General features: G+C 61.8%; 14 protein-coding genes. 4 read left to right on the top strand and 10 right to left on the bottom strand.

What is annotated here, in order from left to right; translation table 11 throughout:
* Positions 1 to 94: 94 nt before the first annotated feature.
* The 8 genes from AC09SL_RS00140 to AC09SL_RS00105 form a co-directional block, all read right to left on the bottom strand.
* Entirely contained in the window at positions 95 to 1,660 is a 1,566-nt protein-coding gene (locus tag AC09SL_RS00140; protein ID WP_058545681.1) for a flagellar hook-associated protein 3, read from the bottom strand.
* A 13-nt stretch (positions 1,661 to 1,673) separates the two neighbouring features.
* Positions 1,674 to 3,740, bottom strand: coding sequence for a flagellar hook-associated protein FlgK (flgK, locus tag AC09SL_RS00135; protein ID WP_058545682.1), 2,067 nt, complete (start codon positions 3,738 to 3,740; stop codon positions 1,674 to 1,676).
* 10 nt (positions 3,741 to 3,750) lie between these two features.
* Positions 3,751 to 5,055: a flagellar assembly peptidoglycan hydrolase FlgJ gene (gene flgJ / locus AC09SL_RS00130; RefSeq protein WP_058545683.1), complete on the bottom strand. Its 1,305-nt coding sequence runs from the start codon at positions 5,053 to 5,055 to the stop codon at positions 3,751 to 3,753.
* 10 nt (positions 5,056 to 5,065) lie between these two features.
* Positions 5,066 to 6,136, bottom strand: coding sequence for a flagellar basal body P-ring protein FlgI (locus AC09SL_RS00125; protein ID WP_165826099.1), 1,071 nt, complete (start codon positions 6,134 to 6,136; stop codon positions 5,066 to 5,068).
* Positions 6,137 to 6,181: 45 nt separating this feature from the next.
* Entirely contained in the window at positions 6,182 to 6,877 is a 696-nt protein-coding gene (gene flgH, locus AC09SL_RS00120; RefSeq protein WP_058545685.1) for a flagellar basal body L-ring protein FlgH, read from the bottom strand.
* 72 nt (positions 6,878 to 6,949) lie between these two features.
* Entirely contained in the window at positions 6,950 to 7,735 is a 786-nt protein-coding gene (gene flgG / locus AC09SL_RS00115; protein ID WP_053146447.1) for a flagellar basal-body rod protein FlgG, read from the bottom strand.
* A 49-nt stretch (positions 7,736 to 7,784) separates the two neighbouring features.
* Complete coding sequence (locus tag AC09SL_RS00110) at positions 7,785 to 8,522, bottom strand: flagellar basal body rod protein FlgF (protein WP_003199043.1); 738 nt, start codon at positions 8,520 to 8,522, stop codon at positions 7,785 to 7,787.
* A gap of 219 nt (positions 8,523 to 8,741) precedes the next feature.
* The gene (locus AC09SL_RS00105; protein ID WP_058545686.1) at positions 8,742 to 10,304 is read right to left on the bottom strand and encodes a sigma-54-dependent transcriptional regulator; all 1,563 of its coding nucleotides are present in this window, start codon (positions 10,302 to 10,304) and stop codon (positions 8,742 to 8,744) included.
* Between the two features lie 425 nt (positions 10,305 to 10,729).
* Here AC09SL_RS00105 and phhA point away from each other — a divergent pair, with 425 nt between their 5' ends.
* The 3 genes from phhA to AC09SL_RS00090 all read left to right on the top strand — a co-directional run bounded on the left by phhA (position 10,730) and on the right by AC09SL_RS00090 (position 13,163).
* Positions 10,730 to 11,515 carry a phenylalanine 4-monooxygenase gene (gene phhA / locus AC09SL_RS00100; protein ID WP_058545687.1) on the top strand — a complete coding sequence of 262 codons (786 nt, stop codon included), beginning with the start codon at positions 10,730 to 10,732 and terminating at the stop codon, positions 11,513 to 11,515.
* 98 nt (positions 11,516 to 11,613) lie between these two features.
* The gene (locus AC09SL_RS00095) at positions 11,614 to 11,970 is read left to right on the top strand and encodes a 4a-hydroxytetrahydrobiopterin dehydratase (RefSeq protein ID WP_003184087.1); all 357 of its coding nucleotides are present in this window, start codon (positions 11,614 to 11,616) and stop codon (positions 11,968 to 11,970) included.
* Complete coding sequence (locus AC09SL_RS00090) at positions 11,970 to 13,163, top strand: amino acid aminotransferase (protein WP_058545688.1); 1,194 nt, start codon at positions 11,970 to 11,972, stop codon at positions 13,161 to 13,163. The genes AC09SL_RS00095 and AC09SL_RS00090 overlap by 1 nt, the downstream gene beginning before the upstream one ends.
* Positions 13,164 to 13,295: 132 nt before the next feature.
* On the opposite strand, the gene AC09SL_RS00085 is transcribed toward AC09SL_RS00090, so the two are convergent.
* Positions 13,296 to 13,859 (bottom strand): NAD(P)H nitroreductase, encoded by a 564-nt coding sequence (locus tag AC09SL_RS00085; RefSeq protein ID WP_058545689.1) that lies wholly within the window; start codon positions 13,857 to 13,859, stop codon positions 13,296 to 13,298.
* A 160-nt stretch (positions 13,860 to 14,019) separates the two neighbouring features.
* Here AC09SL_RS00085 and AC09SL_RS00080 point away from each other — a divergent pair, with 160 nt between their 5' ends.
* The gene (locus AC09SL_RS00080; RefSeq protein WP_058545690.1) at positions 14,020 to 15,474 is read left to right on the top strand and encodes a TrkH family potassium uptake protein; all 1,455 of its coding nucleotides are present in this window, start codon (positions 14,020 to 14,022) and stop codon (positions 15,472 to 15,474) included.
* Here the strand turns inward: AC09SL_RS00080 and AC09SL_RS00075 are convergent.
* Positions 15,431 to 16,492: an AraC family transcriptional regulator gene (locus AC09SL_RS00075; RefSeq protein WP_081264442.1), complete on the bottom strand. Its 1,062-nt coding sequence runs from the start codon at positions 16,490 to 16,492 to the stop codon at positions 15,431 to 15,433. The two genes, AC09SL_RS00080 and AC09SL_RS00075, sit on opposite strands and share 44 nt — an antisense overlap.
* Between the last annotated feature and the right edge of the window lie 105 nt (positions 16,493 to 16,597).

Here is a 16,597-nt window from a genome sequence, read left to right as displayed (position 1 = left end):
GGTTAAAACTCTCGAGCGGCGGGCTCCGTCCTTTTCAGGTCGGAGCCCCGGAACCGCTTAAAAAAAGACGGTTGGCGGCTCGGTCTATACCGGCTCAGATCTTGTTGAACAGACCCAACTGGGCGATCTTGCTGAACGCCAGTTGCGAGGCCTGCAACATGGTCTGCTGCAAGGTCAGGCGAGTCATCACTTCGGCCGCATCGGAATCACGAATCGATGATTGAGTCTGGTTATTGGCCAACAGCAGGCTCTGGTTCGTGTCGCTTTGGGTTTCCAGGGCCTGGCCACGCCCACCTACCGAGCTCAAGGCGCTGGACAACTGATCGGTGCCGCTGGCCAGGTTGCCGATGCCGGAGGCCAGCGATGCCTGCAACTTCTGCAACGCAATCGGATCGTTGTTGGTCGGCGTGCTCAACGCAGTTTTCAACTGGTTAACAGTGTCCAGAATATTCTGGGTCTCATGGGTGTTGACCGCGATGCTGAACTGATCGTCAGCGGCAGGCGTTCCGTCCAGTGTGAAGCTCACGCCCGAAGCGGTAGCCACGTTGCCGGCCAGGGTACCGCTGGACACCGGCTGGCTGTTGGCGGTCAGCGGCGCGCTGTAGAGGTCGAAATCGGTGGCACTGGTGAACTTCAATACGGCCGAACCGGTAGGAAAACTGGCGTGATAGGCCACCGGGTCGGTGATTTCGCTGCCAGTGACCTGGACCGTGGTCGGGTTGCCCGGGCTGCGAGTCGTGACAAAGGTGTCCGGCTTGGCGGCCAGGGTGAAGGTATGGCCGGGCAACACAGTGCCCGCGGTATCACCGGTTTGCAGGTTGATGTTCAAGGTCAGTTCCAGTCCCCGGAACTGTACCGCCTGGCCGCTTTTGCTGTTGGGGTCAAAAGCGCCGCCCAGGCTGGCCTCTGCGGTGACATCGTTGCCGCCGGAGTCGGTGATTTTCAGTTGCGTACCGCTGGTGAACTCAACGGTGTACGGCTCGCCGCTGCGGAATTTGCTGTTGTAGGTGACACTGGACGACACTTGGCCGTTGGACAGCACCACGCGACCATCATCCACCACAGGCGCAGTCATGGTGACTTGGCTGCGGCTGGTGTTGACGGCCTGCTGGAACACTTCCCAGCCGGTGCTGTTGGTGGCCATCGACATGGTGTCGCCGACAGGCAGGTCGAGGGTCACCTGGTCACCGTTATAGCTGTAGCTGCCATCGTTGTTGCGGGTGAACGGAATGGTGTCGCCCTTGGAGCCGGCGAAAATATACTTGCCGTTTTCGTCCTTGCTGTTCATCAAGCTCAGCAGTTGTTCTTCGATCTGCGCCAGCTCCGAGGCGTTGGCCTGGCGATCGGCGTCGGTGTAGCCGGCGTTGCCGGCACCGACGGCCAATTCCTTGGCGCGCTGCAGCACGTTGCCAATGCTGGTCATCACCGCTTCAGTGGTGCCCAGGGTCGCCTTGATGGTGTTGGTGTTGGTTTCGTACTGAGCCAGCATCGACGCTTGCGTGCCCAGTTGCAGCAGACGCGAAGCGCCTACCGGGTCATCGGCAGCGGTATTCACCCGCACCAGGCTACTGGCTTCTTCGCTGGTCTTGACCACGTTGGCGAAGTTTTTCTGGTAGTTCGCAGCCGTGCTTTCGTAAAACTGGGAAGTGGAAATGCGCATGGGCTACGACTCCTTAAAGACTGTTGATCAGCGTGCTGAAGATTTCCTGCGCAGCCTTGATGATCTGCGAAGACGCGGTGTAGTACTGCTGGAATTTGACCAGATTGCCGGTTTCTTCATCCAGGTCCACGCCCGACAGCGAGTCGCGGGCGTTCTTGGCGTTATCCAGGATCGCGCCGGTGGCGGCGCTGTCGAGCTTGCCTTGGGCGGCCTTGGAACCTACGCCTTCTACCAGCTTGCCGTAGGCATCGTTCAGGGAAATACCCTTGCTGGAAGAATCGGTATCCACGGTCTTGGCAGTCTGCAAACCCGCCAGGACAGTACCGTTACGGTTGTCCAGGCTGCCGGGCTGGCTGAGGCTGACATTAATGGAGGCACCATCGGACGGGGCACCGGCAATGGACATGTCGAACGTGACGGTGCGCTGCACCGGCGGTACGGACGAATCCAGGATCGGGTTGCCGCTGGCGTCCTTGAGCGGAACACTCAGGCTCAGGGTGTTGCTTTCGCCGGGCTTGATCGTACCGCTGCTGATCGTACCGCCTTGTGCATCAAGCAACTGATAAGCCTGGCTCGTGCCATCGGCCGAGGTCGCGCCGAACACCACTTTGACCGGCATGGAATTCTTGATGCCGTTCTGGATGATGCTGGTGGTGGCCTCATCGTAGATGTCCAGCTTCGTCGTCATGGTTGGCTGGCCGCTGGCCGGAATGGTCAGCGTACCGCTGCCCCCTGGCACGATGGCGGCGCCCAACGGCGCGGCAATCGCCAGCCGCTTGGAGTCGGTCATCTCGGTCTTGATGCTGGCCGCCGCGTTGCGGGTCGGGGTGAGCTTGAACGAGTCGCCGGCGGCTGCGGTGCCGTTGGCGAAGGTCATCGAGAAACCGTCGATCACCGGCGGCGGCGTGGTCGCGGTGTTGAACGCGCCCATCGAGGTGCCGTCGGGCAGGCGCTGGACGGTGTAGTCCGTGCCGCTGGTGAACGTCACCTTGTAATCGTTGGTGGTCAGCTTGCCGGTGTCTTCGATGGCAATGTTGAAGTTGCCGGAGCCCGCACTGTTGTTCAACGACGCAACACTGCGCTGACTCATTTGCGCAGCGCTGTTGATGTTGCTGAACAGGTTGGAGCCGAAGGCCCCGTTCATGTCGATGCCCGAAGCCTGGATGCTGTTCATCTGGTCGGCGACCACCAGGGCCACGCGACCCAACTCGTTCATGGCCGGGTCGAGCACGGTGCTGCGGTAGCGCATCAAGCCACCGATCTCGCCGCCGGTGAGCACCGACGTCAAGTCCATGGAGCTGGAGCCACTGTTGAGCTGGATGCCAATGCGCCCCGGATCGTTCTTGTCCGGCACCGCTTCCAGGGTATTGACGGTATTGCCCATCACCAGTGGTTGGCCGGAGCCCAGGTAGATGTCCAGGCTGCTGCCGTTCTCGACGACCTGCGTGCCGGTGAACGTCGAGAGCTGGCGAATGGTTTCGCTGCGGGCATCGAGCAGGTCATTGGGTGCGCCACCGGAGTTGGAGACTTCGGCGATTTTCTTGTTCAACTGCGCAACGGTGGCCGCCAGGTTGTTGACCTGCTCCACCATGTTCGACAGGTTGCCGTTGATGTTCTGGCTCTGCTCGGTCAACTGGCTGGCAACCGAATTGAAACGGTTGCTCAAGGCCTGGGCATCGCTGAGCAGCAACTGGCGGGACGCATCGTCACCCGGCTTGGCGTTGACGTTCTGCACCGAGGCGAAAAACTTGGTCAGCGCCCCGTTGAGACCGGTGCCGCTGTCCGACAACAGGGAATCGAGTGGCGTGATTTGCCCCTGATAGGCCGCCGCGTCACTGTTGAGCGACGTGGTGGTTTTCAGTTGTGCTTCAAGGAAGGCGTTATACACCCGACGCACATCGGCCAGGGTCGTGCCGGAACCGATGAACACGTTGCCGTACTGGTTCGAGGCCTTGGTGGTCTGCACGGTCTGCTGGCGCGAATAACCGGCGGTATCGACGTTGGCGATGTTGTTACCCGTGGTCACCAACGCAGTCTGGCTTGCTGACAGACCCGACATCCCTATATTGAGCAAACTCATGGTTCAGACCTTATAAAGTCGTGGTGGCGCCTGCAGAAGCGTAGTTTTGGTAACTCGTCATCTGCCGGGCTATGTTCGAAATCTTGCTGGCGTAGTGCGGGTCGGTGGCGTAACCGGCCTTCTGCAACTCGCGTACAAACTGTTCCGGGTTATCGGCCGACTTCAGCACATCTTGATAGCGACTGTTGCTTTGCAGCAGATTGACCAGGTCATGGAAACTGTCACGGTACGAGGCGTAGGAACGGAACTCGGCCGTCTCCTTGACCATCGCGCCATTACGGAATTCGCTGGTAATCGCCCGGGCTGAATCGCCCTTCCAGTTTTGGCTGGCCTTGATGCCGAACAGGTTGTGACTGCTGCTGCCATCGGGCTGGCGCATGACCGATTTGCCCCAACCGGTTTCCAGGGCGGCCTGGGCTACCAGGTAACGCGGGTCGACGCCAATGCGATCGGCCGCTTCCTTGGCCATTGGCAACATGGCATTGACGAATTCATCGGCATCGCGGAAGGCCTTGCGGGCCGGTGCCAGCGGTGGCTGTGCCACGGCGCGGCCATAGACCTGCATGTCGCCTTTCGGCTCGGCGGCCTTGAGTGCGGCCAACCAGTCGCCATTGGCCAGGTCGCCAGTGGCCGGCTTGACGGCGGCGATGGCGCGATCCGTCAGGACGTTCTGCGCAGGCACATCGGCATTGACCGCCGCCGAAGGCACCAGCCCGGCGAGCAGGCGGTCGGCCAGTTTCGGTGGCAGGGCCAGGCGGCGCTGGTTGAGCAATTCCATGTCGTTGCGATGGACGCCCTCGGCCCCTTGCGATGCACTCACGGCCCGCGAAGCCCACAACGGACGCTGGCCACTGATACGCGACAATGGGCCGTCAGTAGGCAGGGTCCCGGCAGCCAGCGGTGTCGGCACCGGCGCCTTGGCAACCTTGTCCAGCGCCTCTTGTTGCTTGGCAGCCGACAAGGTCGCCGCCTCGCCGGGGGCCAGTGGCTTGTTCTTGGACATCTGGCGCAGCAGCACATCGGCCAGGCCAATACCACCGCCTTCGCGGGACATGGAAACGGCCAACTGCTGGTCGTACATTTCCTGGTACTGCTTGGCTTCTGGCGTGTTCATCGGATTGTCCTTGCCCAAGGCCTCGGTGGCCGAACGCATGGACTTGAGCATTTCGCCAAGGAACAGCGACTCGAATTCCTGTGCCACTTTACGCAGGTTGCTGTCGCTGTTCTTGTCGCCGACCTTGAGCTGGTTCAAGCGGTTCAGGTCCGAGTAGGAACCCGAGTCCCCGCTGATCAAAGCGCCCTTGCGCATATCCATGGCTCGCCCCTCAAATCACAATGAGGTCGGCTTGCAACGCGCCGGCCTGCTTCAAGGCTTCGAGGATCGCCATCAGGTCGCCCGGCGCCGCGCCGACCTGGTTCACCGCCCGGACGATTTCATCCAGGGTAGTGCCCGGGCCGAACTTGAACATCGGCTTGGCTTCCTGCTCGGCATTGACTCGCGAGCGGGGCACCACGGCGGTCTGGCCGTTGGACAGCGGCCCCGGCTGGCTGACGATCGGGTCTTCGGTGATGGTCACGGTCAGGCTGCCGTGGGTCACGGCGGCCGGAGACACCTTGACGTTCTGGCCGATCACGATGGTGCCGGTACGCGAGTTGATGATGACTTTCGCCACCGCCTGGCCCGGGTCGACCTCAAGGTTTTCCAGGATCGACAGGTAGTCGACCCGCTGGCTCGGATCCAGCGGCGCCGTGACGCGCACCGAACCACCGTCGAGGGCCTGGGCCACGCCTGGGCCGAGCATGTCGTTGATCTTGTCGACGATACGCTTGGCGGTGGTGAAGTCGGAACGGTTGAGGTTCAGCGTCAGGCTGTTGCCCTGGTTGAAACCGCTCGGCACCGCACGCTCCACCGACGCACCGCCAGGGATGCGACCGGCCGACGGAACGTTGACGGTGATCTTCGAACCGTCGCGCCCCTCGGCATCGAAACCGCCGACCACCAGGTTGCCCTGGGCGATGGCGTAGACGTTACCGTCGATACCCTTGAGCGGCGTCAGCAGCAGGGTGCCGCCACGCAGGCTCTTGGAGTTACCGATGGACGAAACGGTGATATCCACCTGCTGGCCAGGCTTGGCGAACGCCGGCAGATCGGCACTGACCGACACCGCCGCGACGTTCTTCAACTGCACGTTACCGGAGCCGGCCGGCACCTTGATACCGAACTGCGACAACATGTTGTTGAAGGTCTGCAGGGTGAACGGGGTCTGGGTGGTCTGGTCACCGGTGCCGTTCAGGCCCACGACCAGGCCGTAGCCGATCAACTGGTTGGAACGCACGCCGGAAATGCTGGCGATGTCCTTCAGACGCTCGGCTTGAGCGCTAAAGGCTGCCGACATTACCAAGGCACCGATCAACAGCTGTTTAAGATTCAACGGGGCCACCTAGAAAGGGAACTTCGGGCTGAGGAAGAAACGGTCGAACCAACCCGGTTGACTCGCATCGGCAAAGGCGCCGGTGCCCGAGTAGGTGATGCGCGCATCGGCCACACGGGTCGAGGAAACCGTGTTGTCGGTGGCAATGTCGTCGGCGCGAACCATGCCGGCGATGCGCACCAGTTCGTCACCGGTGTTGAGGGTCAGCCACTTCTCGCCGCGCACGACGATGATGCCGTTGGGCAACACATCGGCGACGGTCACGGTAATCGAACCGGTCAGGCTGTTGCTCTGGCCGGACTTGCTGTCGCCTTTGGTGGCACGGTCGGAGCCGTAGCCGGCGTTGAGGCTCAGGTCGCCGCCACCGATCGGGTTGTTGGTGGTCAGGCTGGAGCCGAACAGCGAGGTCAGGCCAACGCTGGTCTCGCTGGTCTTGTCGATCTGCGAGTTGGCGTTCTTGCTGGCCTGGGTCCGCTCGTTCAGGGTGATAGTGATGATGTCACCGACCCGGAAGGCCTTGCGGTCGCTGTACAGGTTCTGCTCGAAGCCGGCCTGGTAGATCGAACCATTGTTGGCCGCAGCCGGCAACGGCGTGCGCGGCAACACCGGGGCGTAATACGGGTCATTGGGCCTGGGTGTCGGCGCGACACAGCCCGCGAGCGCGGTGACCCCACTCAGTGCCAGAACAGATACGAAGCGTTTCATGACCCTACCTCTTGGTGTTGCAGGCGACCCTGGGGCCGCCCTGTCTACGTAATGACGGACGTTGCGACGCGGTTACAGATTCTGCGTAACGAACGAGAGCATCTGGTCGGCAGTGGAGATCACCTTGGAGTTCATCTCGTAGGCACGCTGGGTGGTGATCATGTTGACCATCTCCTCGACGGTGCTTACGTTGGACGTTTCCAGGGTGTTCTGCAGCGTGGTGCCGAAGCCGTTCAGGCCCGGGGTGCCGACTTGCGGCGCGCCACTGGCGGCGGTTTCCAGGAACAGGTTGTTGCCCACCGCTTGCAGGCCGGCCGGGTTGATGAAGTCGGCGGTCTGCAGGTTGCCGATCACCTGGGCGGCCGGGTTGCCCGCCACGGTGATGGACACGGTGCCGTCACGGCCCACGGTAAAGGTCTGGGCATCGTTCGGAATGATGATGGCCGGCTCCAGGGCGAAACCGCTGGCGTTGACGATCTGGCCGTTGGAGTCGAGGTGGAACGTACCGTCGCGGGTGTAGGACGTGGTGCCGTCCGGCTGCAGGATCTGGAAGAAACCGCGACCGTCGATGGCCATGTCCAGGGGCTGCTCGGTGGTTTGCAGGCTGCCGGCGTTGAAGTTTTTCTGCGTGCCGACGATGCGCACACCGGTACCCACTTGCAGGCCCGACGGCAGTTCGCTGTCCTGGGTCGACTGGGCGCCAGGCTGGCGTTTCACCTGATACAGCAGGTCCTGGAACTCGGCACGATCACGTTTGAAACCCGTGGTCGAAACGTTCGCCAGGTTGTTGGAAATGGTCGTCAGGTTGGTGTCCTGGGCGGACAGACCTGTTTTGGCAACCCATAGAGCCGGAAGCATTCGATTCTCCTCGTACGCCTGTTTTTCGGCGCGACGCTTTAGTTAATGGTTAGATCTGCAAGACCCGAGCCATGGCCTCGTCGCCTTCTTTGGCGGTGTTCATCATCTTGACGTGAAGCTCGAACTGCTTGGCCAGGGCCAGCACCGAGGTCATTTCATCCACGGCATTGACGTTGCTCGCCTCCTGGAAACCCGACACCAACTGCACATTGGCATCAATGGGCGCCGGTTGGCCGTCCTTGGTCCGGATCGAACCATCCAGGCCCTTGGTCATGTTCTTGAGGTCCGGGTTGACCAGCTTGATGCGGTCCACTTCAGCCATCACCCGCGGGCCTTCGCCCATGGCGCGGATGCTGATGGTGCCGTCCTGGCCGATTTCGATCTTCTGCTCTGGCGGCACGGCGATCGGACCGCCGTTGCCCATCACCGGCATACCGTTGCCGGCGCGCAGCACGCCCAAGGCGTCAACATTGAGGCTGCCGGTGCGCACGTAGCTTTCACCGCCATCGGGGTTCTGCACGGCCATCCAGCCCGGCCCACTGACCGCCACATCGAGGTCACGACCGGTTTCTACCAGCGCCCCCGGAGTGAAGTCCGTGGCAGGCCGTTCGGACATGGCAAACGCCCGCGCCGGAAAGCTGTCGCCGAACACCGGCATCGAGCGCGCCTGCTCCAGGTCTTTCTGAAAACCATTGGTGGAGATGTTCGCCAGGTTGTTGGCATGGGCCCGCTGCGCCAGTGCGTTCTGGCTGGCGCCGGTCATTGCCACATAAAGGTACTTGTCCACTGTCGTTCCTCTGCATGCCGGACGTTTGCCGCCCACTGCTGTGTTGCACAGCCTCAAGCAATTTGCAGACCAACTTTTTTCTGGCGCTGATGGACCCGGTAAACAAAGGGCCTGGAGGTTCTGGAAGCGATTGTGCAAATGTATCGAAGACGAAAAACCGGCGGTGTCGTGCCGCTGCAAGGCAAAGGTTTACCCATCCGGCAACCGCACCGCAATTGATTACGCTCCGGGCTCCTTGCCGACCTCATATTCGCGCAACTTATTGGCAATGGTCGTATGGGAAACCCCCAGCCGCTTGCCCAGTTGCCGGCTACTGGGGTGCTCGGAGTACAAGCGCTCCAGCACCGCTTTCTCGAAACGCCCGACGATCTCGTCCAGCCCACCCTCAAGGGAAAAATCGCCAAGGGGTTGGCGCACGCCGTAGTCCGGCAGGCGGATATGCTCAGCCTTCACCGTGCCGCCGTCGCACAGGGAAACGGCCTGGAACAGCACGTTTTCCAACTGCCGGACGTTGCCCGGCCAGTGGTAGTGACTGAGACGGTCCATCGCCGCCGGGGCCAGCTTGGGCAGGGCACAGCCGATCTGGCGGCTGGCCTGGTCGAGGAAATGTTCCACCAGCGGCGCCAGGCCATCGAGGCATTCGCGCAGCGGTGGGATGTGCAAGGAAAGGACGTTCAAGCGGTGGTACAAGTCCTGACGGAATTCACCCCGGGCGCAGAGTTCGGACAAATCGACCTGGGTGGCGCAGATCACCCTGACGTCCAGGTACACCTCTTCATCGCTGCCGACGCGCCGGAAGCAACCGTCTTGCAGAAAGCGCAGCAGTTTCACTTGCAGGCGCGGGCTCATCTCCCCGACACCATCGAGAAACAGCGTTCCGCCGGCGGTCAGTTCCAGCAGGCCGAGCTTGCCTTCGGCCCTGGCACCCTCGAAGGCCCCCGGGCCGTAGCCGAACAGCTCGGTCTCGGCCATGGACTCCGGCAGCCCGGCACAGTTGAGCGCCATCAGTGGCGATTGCCCGCGCGGGCTCGCCAGGTGACAGGCGCGGGCCAGCAGTTCCTTGCCGGTACCGGTTTCACCTTCTATTAACAGCGGCGCGTCCAGCGGTGCCATGCGCCGGGCCTCGCGCACCACCGCCGCCATGACCTTCGAACTCTGGAAAATACTGTCGAAGCCACGCAATTCCTGTTTGCGCACGTTATAGATACGTTCGCCCACCCGGTCGGCCCGGTGCAGCGTCAGCACCGCACCGGCCATGGCTTCGCTGTCGTCGTGTTCCGATTGCAGCGGCGCGATGTCCGCCAGGAACACATCGCCCTTGACCTTGACCCGCAGGCCGTTGATGCGCGACTGGTTGGCCCGCACCAGTTCCGGCAAGTCGAAATCCTCGGCATAGCGGGACAGGGGAATCCCCGGCACCTCGTCCACTCGCACCCCGAGCAACTGCGCCGCCGCTCGGTTAGCCGCAACGATGGAGCCGCCCATGTCGATGGACAGCACCGGGAATTCCAAAGCGCCGAGCAAGGCGTTGAGTTCCATGTGCCGACGCTCGCTGGGCATCAGCCCTACACGCTTGACGCCAAATACCCCGGCGATACCTTCGAATTTCGGACGCAGCGCCTGGAACTGGATGTTGATCAGGTTTGGGCAGTGCAGGTAGATCGCGTTGCCATGCTCGCCGCCCACCTCCCCCCGGGCGACGTTGATGCCGTACTCCACCAACAGGTTGAGGATGTCCCGCAGGATGCCGATGCGGTTCTGGCAATGGACTTTGATGCGCATGAAAAGGCCCGATGTGTATTGGAAACTCGTGGGAAGGGAGCTTGTTCCCGCTTGTAGGAGCTGCCGAGCGAAGCGAGGCTGCGATCTTTTCCCAGACAGTTGAATCCCAAGCGAAAGGATCAAAAAATCGCAGCCTTCGGCAGCTCCTACGGCGCAGCCCGGCCTTTGCCATGAGGGTTTCCGACCGGCAGCGGAAATAACTGTCAAGATTATGTGACAGCTATAGGCAGATTCCCACAAGAAAATCCCGATAACATCGGCGCACCCGTCAATTCGTAACGAAAACTTTACGAATTTGCCATTCTTTTACCCATCCCACCTTTGTCAGAGTGCTGCACATCTCCCTGCTTCGGGTTATCTCTAATACATCGCTGGACATAACAACAACACGTCTTCCCCGAGAGGGAAATCAGCAGGAGAACAGCATGAAGCAGACGCAGTACGTGGCCCGCGAGCCCGATGCGCAAGGTTTTATCCACTACACCGCCGAAGAACATGCGGTGTGGAATACGCTGATCACCCGCCAGCTGAAAGTCATCGAAGGCCGTGCGTGCCAGGAATACCTGGACGGCATCGACAAGCTTGGCCTGCCCCACGACCGTATCCCGCAACTGGGCGAAATCAACCAAGTGCTGGGCGAGACCACGGGCTGGCAGGTTGCCCGGGTGCCGGCGTTGATCCCCTTCCAGACCTTCTTCGAATTGCTCGCCAGCAAGCAGTTTCCGGTGGCAACCTTCATTCGTACCCGGGAAGAACTGGACTACCTGCAAGAGCCGGACATTTTCCACGAGATCTTCGGCCACTGCCCATTGCTGACCAACCCCTGGTTTGCCGAATTCACCCACACCTACGGCAAACTCGGCCTACAGGCTTCCAAGGAAGAACGCGTCTACCTGGCGCGCCTGTATTGGATGACCATCGAGTTCGGCCTGGTGCAAACCCCACAGGGCCGGCGCATCTACGGTGGCGGCATCCTGTCCTCGCCCAAGGAAACCGTGTACTGCCTGTCCAACGAGCCCGAGCATCAAGCCTTCGATCCACTGGAAGCCATGCGCACGCCGTATCGCATCGACATCCTGCAACCGGTGTATTTCGTGCTGCCAGAACTCAAGCGCCTGTTCGACCTGGCCCACGAAGACATCATGGGCATGGTCAAGCGCGGTCGGGAACTGGGCTTGCACGCCCCGAAATTCCCACCAAAGGCTGCGTGAACCGCGTCTTTTAATCTCAATTGAGTCTGTTGCACAACGCGGCTTTGCTTTAGCGTGGGTGCATCGACGTTTTCAAATATTCGATCCAGGAACACACCATGAACACTCTGAACCAAGCCCATTGCGAAGCCTGCCGCGCCGACGCCCCACAAGTCAGCGACGAAGAACTGCCGGTACTGATCAAGCAGATCCCCGACTGGAACATCGAAGTGCGCGACGGCGTAATGCAACTGGAAAAAGTTTTCCTGTTCAAGAACTTCAAGCACGCCCTGGCGTTCACCAACGCTGTGGGTGAAATTTCCGAGGCCGAAGGCCACCACCCAGGCCTGCTCACCGAATGGGGCAAAGTCACCGTGACCTGGTGGAGCCACTCCATCAAGGGCCTGCACCGCAACGACTTCATCATGGCCGCCCGCACCGATGACGTGGCCAAGACCGCCGAGGGCCGCAAGTAATGCATTTCGATGCCATCGGCCGGGTACCCGGCGACCCGATTCTCGGCCTGATGGAGGCCTACGCGGCGGACAGCAACCCAAGCAAGTTCGACCTGGGCGTGGGTGTCTACAAGGATGCCCAGGGCCTGACGCCGATTCTTCAGTCAGTGAAACAGGCCGAGCAGCGGCTGGTGGATCGCCAGACCACCAAGACCTACATCGGCGGCCATGGCGACGCCGCGTTCGGCCAGTTGATCAATGAGCTGGTGCTGGGTGCCGACTCTCCGCTGATCAGCGCAAGACGTGCCGGCGCCACCCAGACACCGGGCGGCACCGGTGCGCTGCGCCTGAGTGCCGACTTCATCGCCCAATGCCTGCCGGGCCGTGGCGTATGGCTGAGCAACCCGACTTGGCCGATCCACGAAACCATCTTCGCCGCGGCCGGGGTCAAGGTCAGTCACTACCCTTACGTGGGCGCTGATAACCGCCTGGATTTCGAAGCAATGCTGGCGACGCTGAACCAGGCGCCCAAAGGTGATGTGGTGCTGCTGCACGCCTGTTGCCATAACCCCACCGGGTTCGACCTGTCCCATGAGCAATGGCGTCAGGTGCTGGAGGTGGTGCGCAGCCGCGACCTGCTACCGCTGATCGACTTCGCCTACCAGGGCTTTGGCGATGGGCTGGAGCAGGACGCCTGGGCGGTCCGGCTGTTTGCCGATGCGTTGCCGGAGGTGCTGGTCACCAGTTCCTGCTCGAAGAACTTCGGCCTCTACCGCGATCGTACGGGTGCATTGATCGTCTGCGCCCGGGATGCCGAGAAGCTGGTGGACATCCGCAGCCAACTGGCAAACATCGCCCGCAACCTGTGGTCGACGCCGCCGGACCATGGCGCAGCCGTGGTGGCGACCATTCTCGGCAACCCGGAACTCAAAAGCCTGTGGGCCGATGAAGTCCAGGCCATGCGCCTGCGCATCGCGCAATTGCGCAGCGGCTTGCTGGAGGCCCTCGAACCCCATGGCTTGCGCGAGCGCTTCGCCCATATCGGCGTGCAACGCGGGATGTTCTCCTACACCGGCCTGACGCCAGAGCAGGTCAAGCACCTGCGCGAGCGCCACAGTGTCTACATGGTCGGCACCGGCCGGGCCAACGTGGCCGGCATCGACGCCACGCGCCTGGATCTGCTGGCCGAGGCGATTGCAGACGTTTGCAAGTAAGGCCACTTGCTCCCGCTGGACGGTGTGTAGGAGCTGTCGAGTGCAACGAGGCTGCGATCTTTCCTCTATAAATCGAGTTCCGAGCGAAAGATCAGGATCAAAAGATCGCAGCCTCGCTTCGCTCGGCAGCTCCTACAGGCCTGTCCACTCGCTGACAAATTCTGCAGTTTCCACTTTCGGCGCCGTGCGCGCTTCTTTCTGCGGTGTGCCCAGGTAGAGGAAACCGATCACCTCTTCCCCGTCTTCAAGGCCAAGCCCCCTGGCCACCTGCGGCGAGTACGCCAGTTCACCGGTGCGCCACACGCCGCCAACCCCTTGGGCATACGCAGCCAACAAGATGCCATGGGCCGCGCAGCCAGCCGCCAGCAGTTGCTCGGATTTGGGGATTTTGAAATGGTCCTGCAGACGGGCAATCACCACTACGACCAGGGGCGCGCGCAAGGGGCCATTGAGGGCCTTTTCCACAACGGCTTCCGATACCAGCGGGTCATTGAACCGCGCGGCTTCGGCCAGCAGTTCGCCCATGCGATGCCGCGCCTGCCCTTCGACCGTCAAAAAACGCCATGGCCGCAACTGGCCGTGATCCGGCGCCCGCATGGCCGCAGCGAACATGAGTTCGCGCTGTTCGGGCGTGGGGGCCGGGTCCACCAGGCGCGGGACGGAAACACGGTTGAGCAAAGCGTCGAGAGCCTGCATCGGCCACCTCCTGAAAAAATGTCCGGCTATTCTAGTGGCTGTGCGGCGAGTTCGTTAGCGCAAATTCCGCGACCTGGCGCCAACTGGCGCCGGGTGCCGGTTTACAGGATGCTTGCCGCAGGTAGAATGGCGCCCTTCCCTTTCAGCCTGAGCGGACTTCATGGCGTTGCCGACCCTGCGGATCATTGGTTTCATCATCGGCATCTTCCTGATCACCCTGGCGATCTTCATGGTCGTGCCCATGGCCACCCTGGTGGTCTTCGAGCGCACCGGCGACCTGCCGTCGTTCCTCTGGTCGAGCATGATCACCTTCCTCGCCGGCCTGGCCCTGGTGCTTCCCGGGCGCCCGGAACACATCCACCTGCGCCCGCGCGACATGTACTTGCTGACCGTCAGCAGTTGGCTGGTGGTGTGTATCTTTGCCGCGTTGCCGTTCCTGCTGACCCAGAAGATCAGCTACACCGACTCGTTTTTCGAAAGCATGTCCGGCATCACCGCCACCGGCGCCACCGTCCTGAGTGGCCTGGACACCATGTCCCCGGGCATCCTGATGTGGCGCTCACTGCTGCACTGGCTCGGCGGTATCGGCTTCATCGGCATGGCGGTGGCGATCCTGCCCTTGCTGCGCATCGGTGGCATGCGGCTGTTCCAGACCGAATCGTCGGACCGCTCGGAAAAAGTCATGCCCCGTTCCCACATGGTGGCGCGGCTGATCGTGGCGTCCTACGTGGGCATCACCATTCTCGGCACCCTGGCGCTCTGGTGGGCCGGGATGAGTCTGTTCGATGCTATCAACCACGCGATGTCGGCGATCTCCACCGGCGGTTTTTCCACCTCGGACCAATCCCTGGCCAAATGGACCCAGCCGGCGGTGCACTGGGTGGTCATCGTCATCATGATCCTCGGCAGCTTGCCGTTTGCCCTGTACGTCTCGATGTTGCGGGGTAATCGCCGGGCTCTGATCAAGGACCAGCAGGTCCAGGGGCTCATCGGGGTGTTGCTGGTGACCTGGCTGGTGCTCGGCACCTGGTATTGGGCGACCACCGACCTGCATTGGCTGGAGGCGCTGCGGCACGTGGCGCTGAACGTGACGTCCATCGTCACCACCACCGGCTTCGCCCTGGGCGACTACAGCCTGTGGGGCAACTTCTCACTGATGCTGTTCTTCTACCTGGGGTTCGTCGGCGGTTGTTCAGGCTCGACGGCCGGCGGGATCAAGATCTTCCGCTTCCAGGTCGCCTATATCCTGCTGCGGGCCAACCTCAATCAACTGATCCACCCACGCGCGGTGATCAAGCAGAAATACAACGGTCATCGCCTCGACGAAGAAATCGTGCGCTCGATCCTTACGTTCTCGTTCTTCTTCGCCATCACCATCTGCGTGATCGCCCTGCTGCTGTCGCTGCTCGGGGTGGAATGGATGACGGCGCTGACCGGCGCGGCCAGTACTGTGTCCGGCGTCGGCCCGGGGTTGGGCGAGACCATCGGGCCGTCCGGCAACTTCGCACCGCTGCCGGACGCGGCCAAGTGGATTCTGTCAGGGGGCATGCTGCTGGGCCGACTGGAGATCATCACGGTGTTCGTGCTGTGTATCCCGGCGTTTTGGCGTCACTGACCGCTTCAGGCTGGCTCCCCAACCGTGCCCGGTATTCGCCCGGCGTGGTGTCGAACCAGCGGCGGAAGGCCCGGAAAAAATTGCTCGGGTCGGCAAATCCCAGCAGATAGGCGATTTCCAGCAACGTCATGCCCGGCTGCGCCAGGTACTGCTCGGCCAGTTCGCGACGGGTGTCTTCGAGCAGGCTCTGAAAACTCGTGCCCTCTTCCTGCAAGCGCCGCTGCAAGGTCCGCTGCGACAGGTGCAGCGTCTGCGCCACCACATCACGCTTGGGCTCGCCCTGGGGCAACAACCGGCACAACACTTGTCGCGCCTTGTGGGTCACACGGCTTTCCGAAAAACGCGCGAGGTACTCGCCGGCAAACCGGTCATGCAACTGCGCCATGGCTTCGTTGGCCGTCGGCAGCGGCGCCTCCATGTCGGCCCGTTCAAAGATCAGCGCGTCATAGGCCGCGCCGAACACCAGCGGCGCGCAGAAGGCTCGCTGATAAGGCGTCGGGTCCAGGGGGGCGGTGCCTTGGAACAGCACTTTTACCGGGTGCAAGGTACGTCCGGTCAGCCAGTTGCACAGGGCCAACGCACAGGCCAGGGACGCTTCGGCACTTTGGCGTGTGGGGGGTAAATGGTCGCCATGCACCGTCAGGATCAGCCCGTAACCCTCTTCCAACCGACGAAAACTCAAGTCGGCGCTTTCGGCAATGATCCGCTGGTATCGCACCAGTCGCTGGAAACCCTCCGCCAGCGTGCGACTGGACATCAAGGCGTAGCCCGCCACATGAAACGAGGCCGGGCGCACCACTTTCCCCATGTTCAAGCCAATGGCCGGGTTACCGGACAATTCCACCGCCCGTTGCCAGAGCCGCGTCATCGAGTCCTGGGGGAAACGTGCATCCGGATCGTCCAGCGCATCAAAGTCCAGCCCCAGTTGCTTGAACAGCACCCGACAATCCAGGCCGTCCATTTCCAACGCCTTGACTATCCCCATCGCCCAGCTTGAAGAAGTGGTTCGTTCGTTCATGACGTTTACTTGCATGACGAGCCGCAGGGTACGGCTGGATTTGCGAAGGATACTAAAGTGGCGCCGATTGTCACTGGCCATAGCAACTGATAGCTCTAGACTTCA

Source organism: Pseudomonas sp. PF05, assembly GCF_056521845.1.
The sequence above is the reverse complement of the archived record's forward strand: the minus strand, read 5'-3'. Positions and strand labels throughout refer to the sequence as shown.

Bases quoted from the DNA above. Each gene is read 5' to 3' on its own strand.
- flgG (WP_053146447.1), bottom strand. From the start codon at position 7,735: ATGCTTCCGGCTCTATGGGTTGCCAAAACAGGTCTGTCCGCCCAGGAC.
- flgH (WP_058545685.1), bottom strand. From the start codon at position 6,877: ATGAAACGCTTCGTATCTGTTCTGGCACTGAGTGGGGTCACCGCGCTC.
- AC09SL_RS00105 (WP_058545686.1), bottom strand. From the start codon at position 10,304: ATGCGCATCAAAGTCCATTGCCAGAACCGCATCGGCATCCTGCGGGAC.
- AC09SL_RS00085 (WP_058545689.1), bottom strand. From the start codon at position 13,859: ATGCAGGCTCTCGACGCTTTGCTCAACCGTGTTTCCGTCCCGCGCCTG.
- AC09SL_RS00095 (WP_003184087.1), top strand. From the start codon at position 11,614: ATGAACACTCTGAACCAAGCCCATTGCGAAGCCTGCCGCGCCGACGCC.
- AC09SL_RS00140 (WP_058545681.1), bottom strand. From the start codon at position 1,660: ATGCGCATTTCCACTTCCCAGTTTTACGAAAGCACGGCTGCGAACTAC.
- phhA (WP_058545687.1), top strand. From the start codon at position 10,730: ATGAAGCAGACGCAGTACGTGGCCCGCGAGCCCGATGCGCAAGGTTTT.
- flgK (WP_058545682.1), bottom strand. From the start codon at position 3,740: ATGAGTTTGCTCAATATAGGGATGTCGGGTCTGTCAGCAAGCCAGACT.
- AC09SL_RS00125 (WP_165826099.1), bottom strand. From the start codon at position 6,136: ATGTCGGCAGCCTTTAGCGCTCAAGCCGAGCGTCTGAAGGACATCGCC.
- AC09SL_RS00080 (WP_058545690.1), top strand. From the start codon at position 14,020: ATGGCGTTGCCGACCCTGCGGATCATTGGTTTCATCATCGGCATCTTC.
- AC09SL_RS00075 (WP_081264442.1), bottom strand. From the start codon at position 16,492: ATGAACGAACGAACCACTTCTTCAAGCTGGGCGATGGGGATAGTCAAG.
- flgJ (WP_058545683.1), bottom strand. From the start codon at position 5,055: ATGGATATGCGCAAGGGCGCTTTGATCAGCGGGGACTCGGGTTCCTAC.
- AC09SL_RS00090 (WP_058545688.1), top strand. From the start codon at position 11,970: ATGCATTTCGATGCCATCGGCCGGGTACCCGGCGACCCGATTCTCGGC.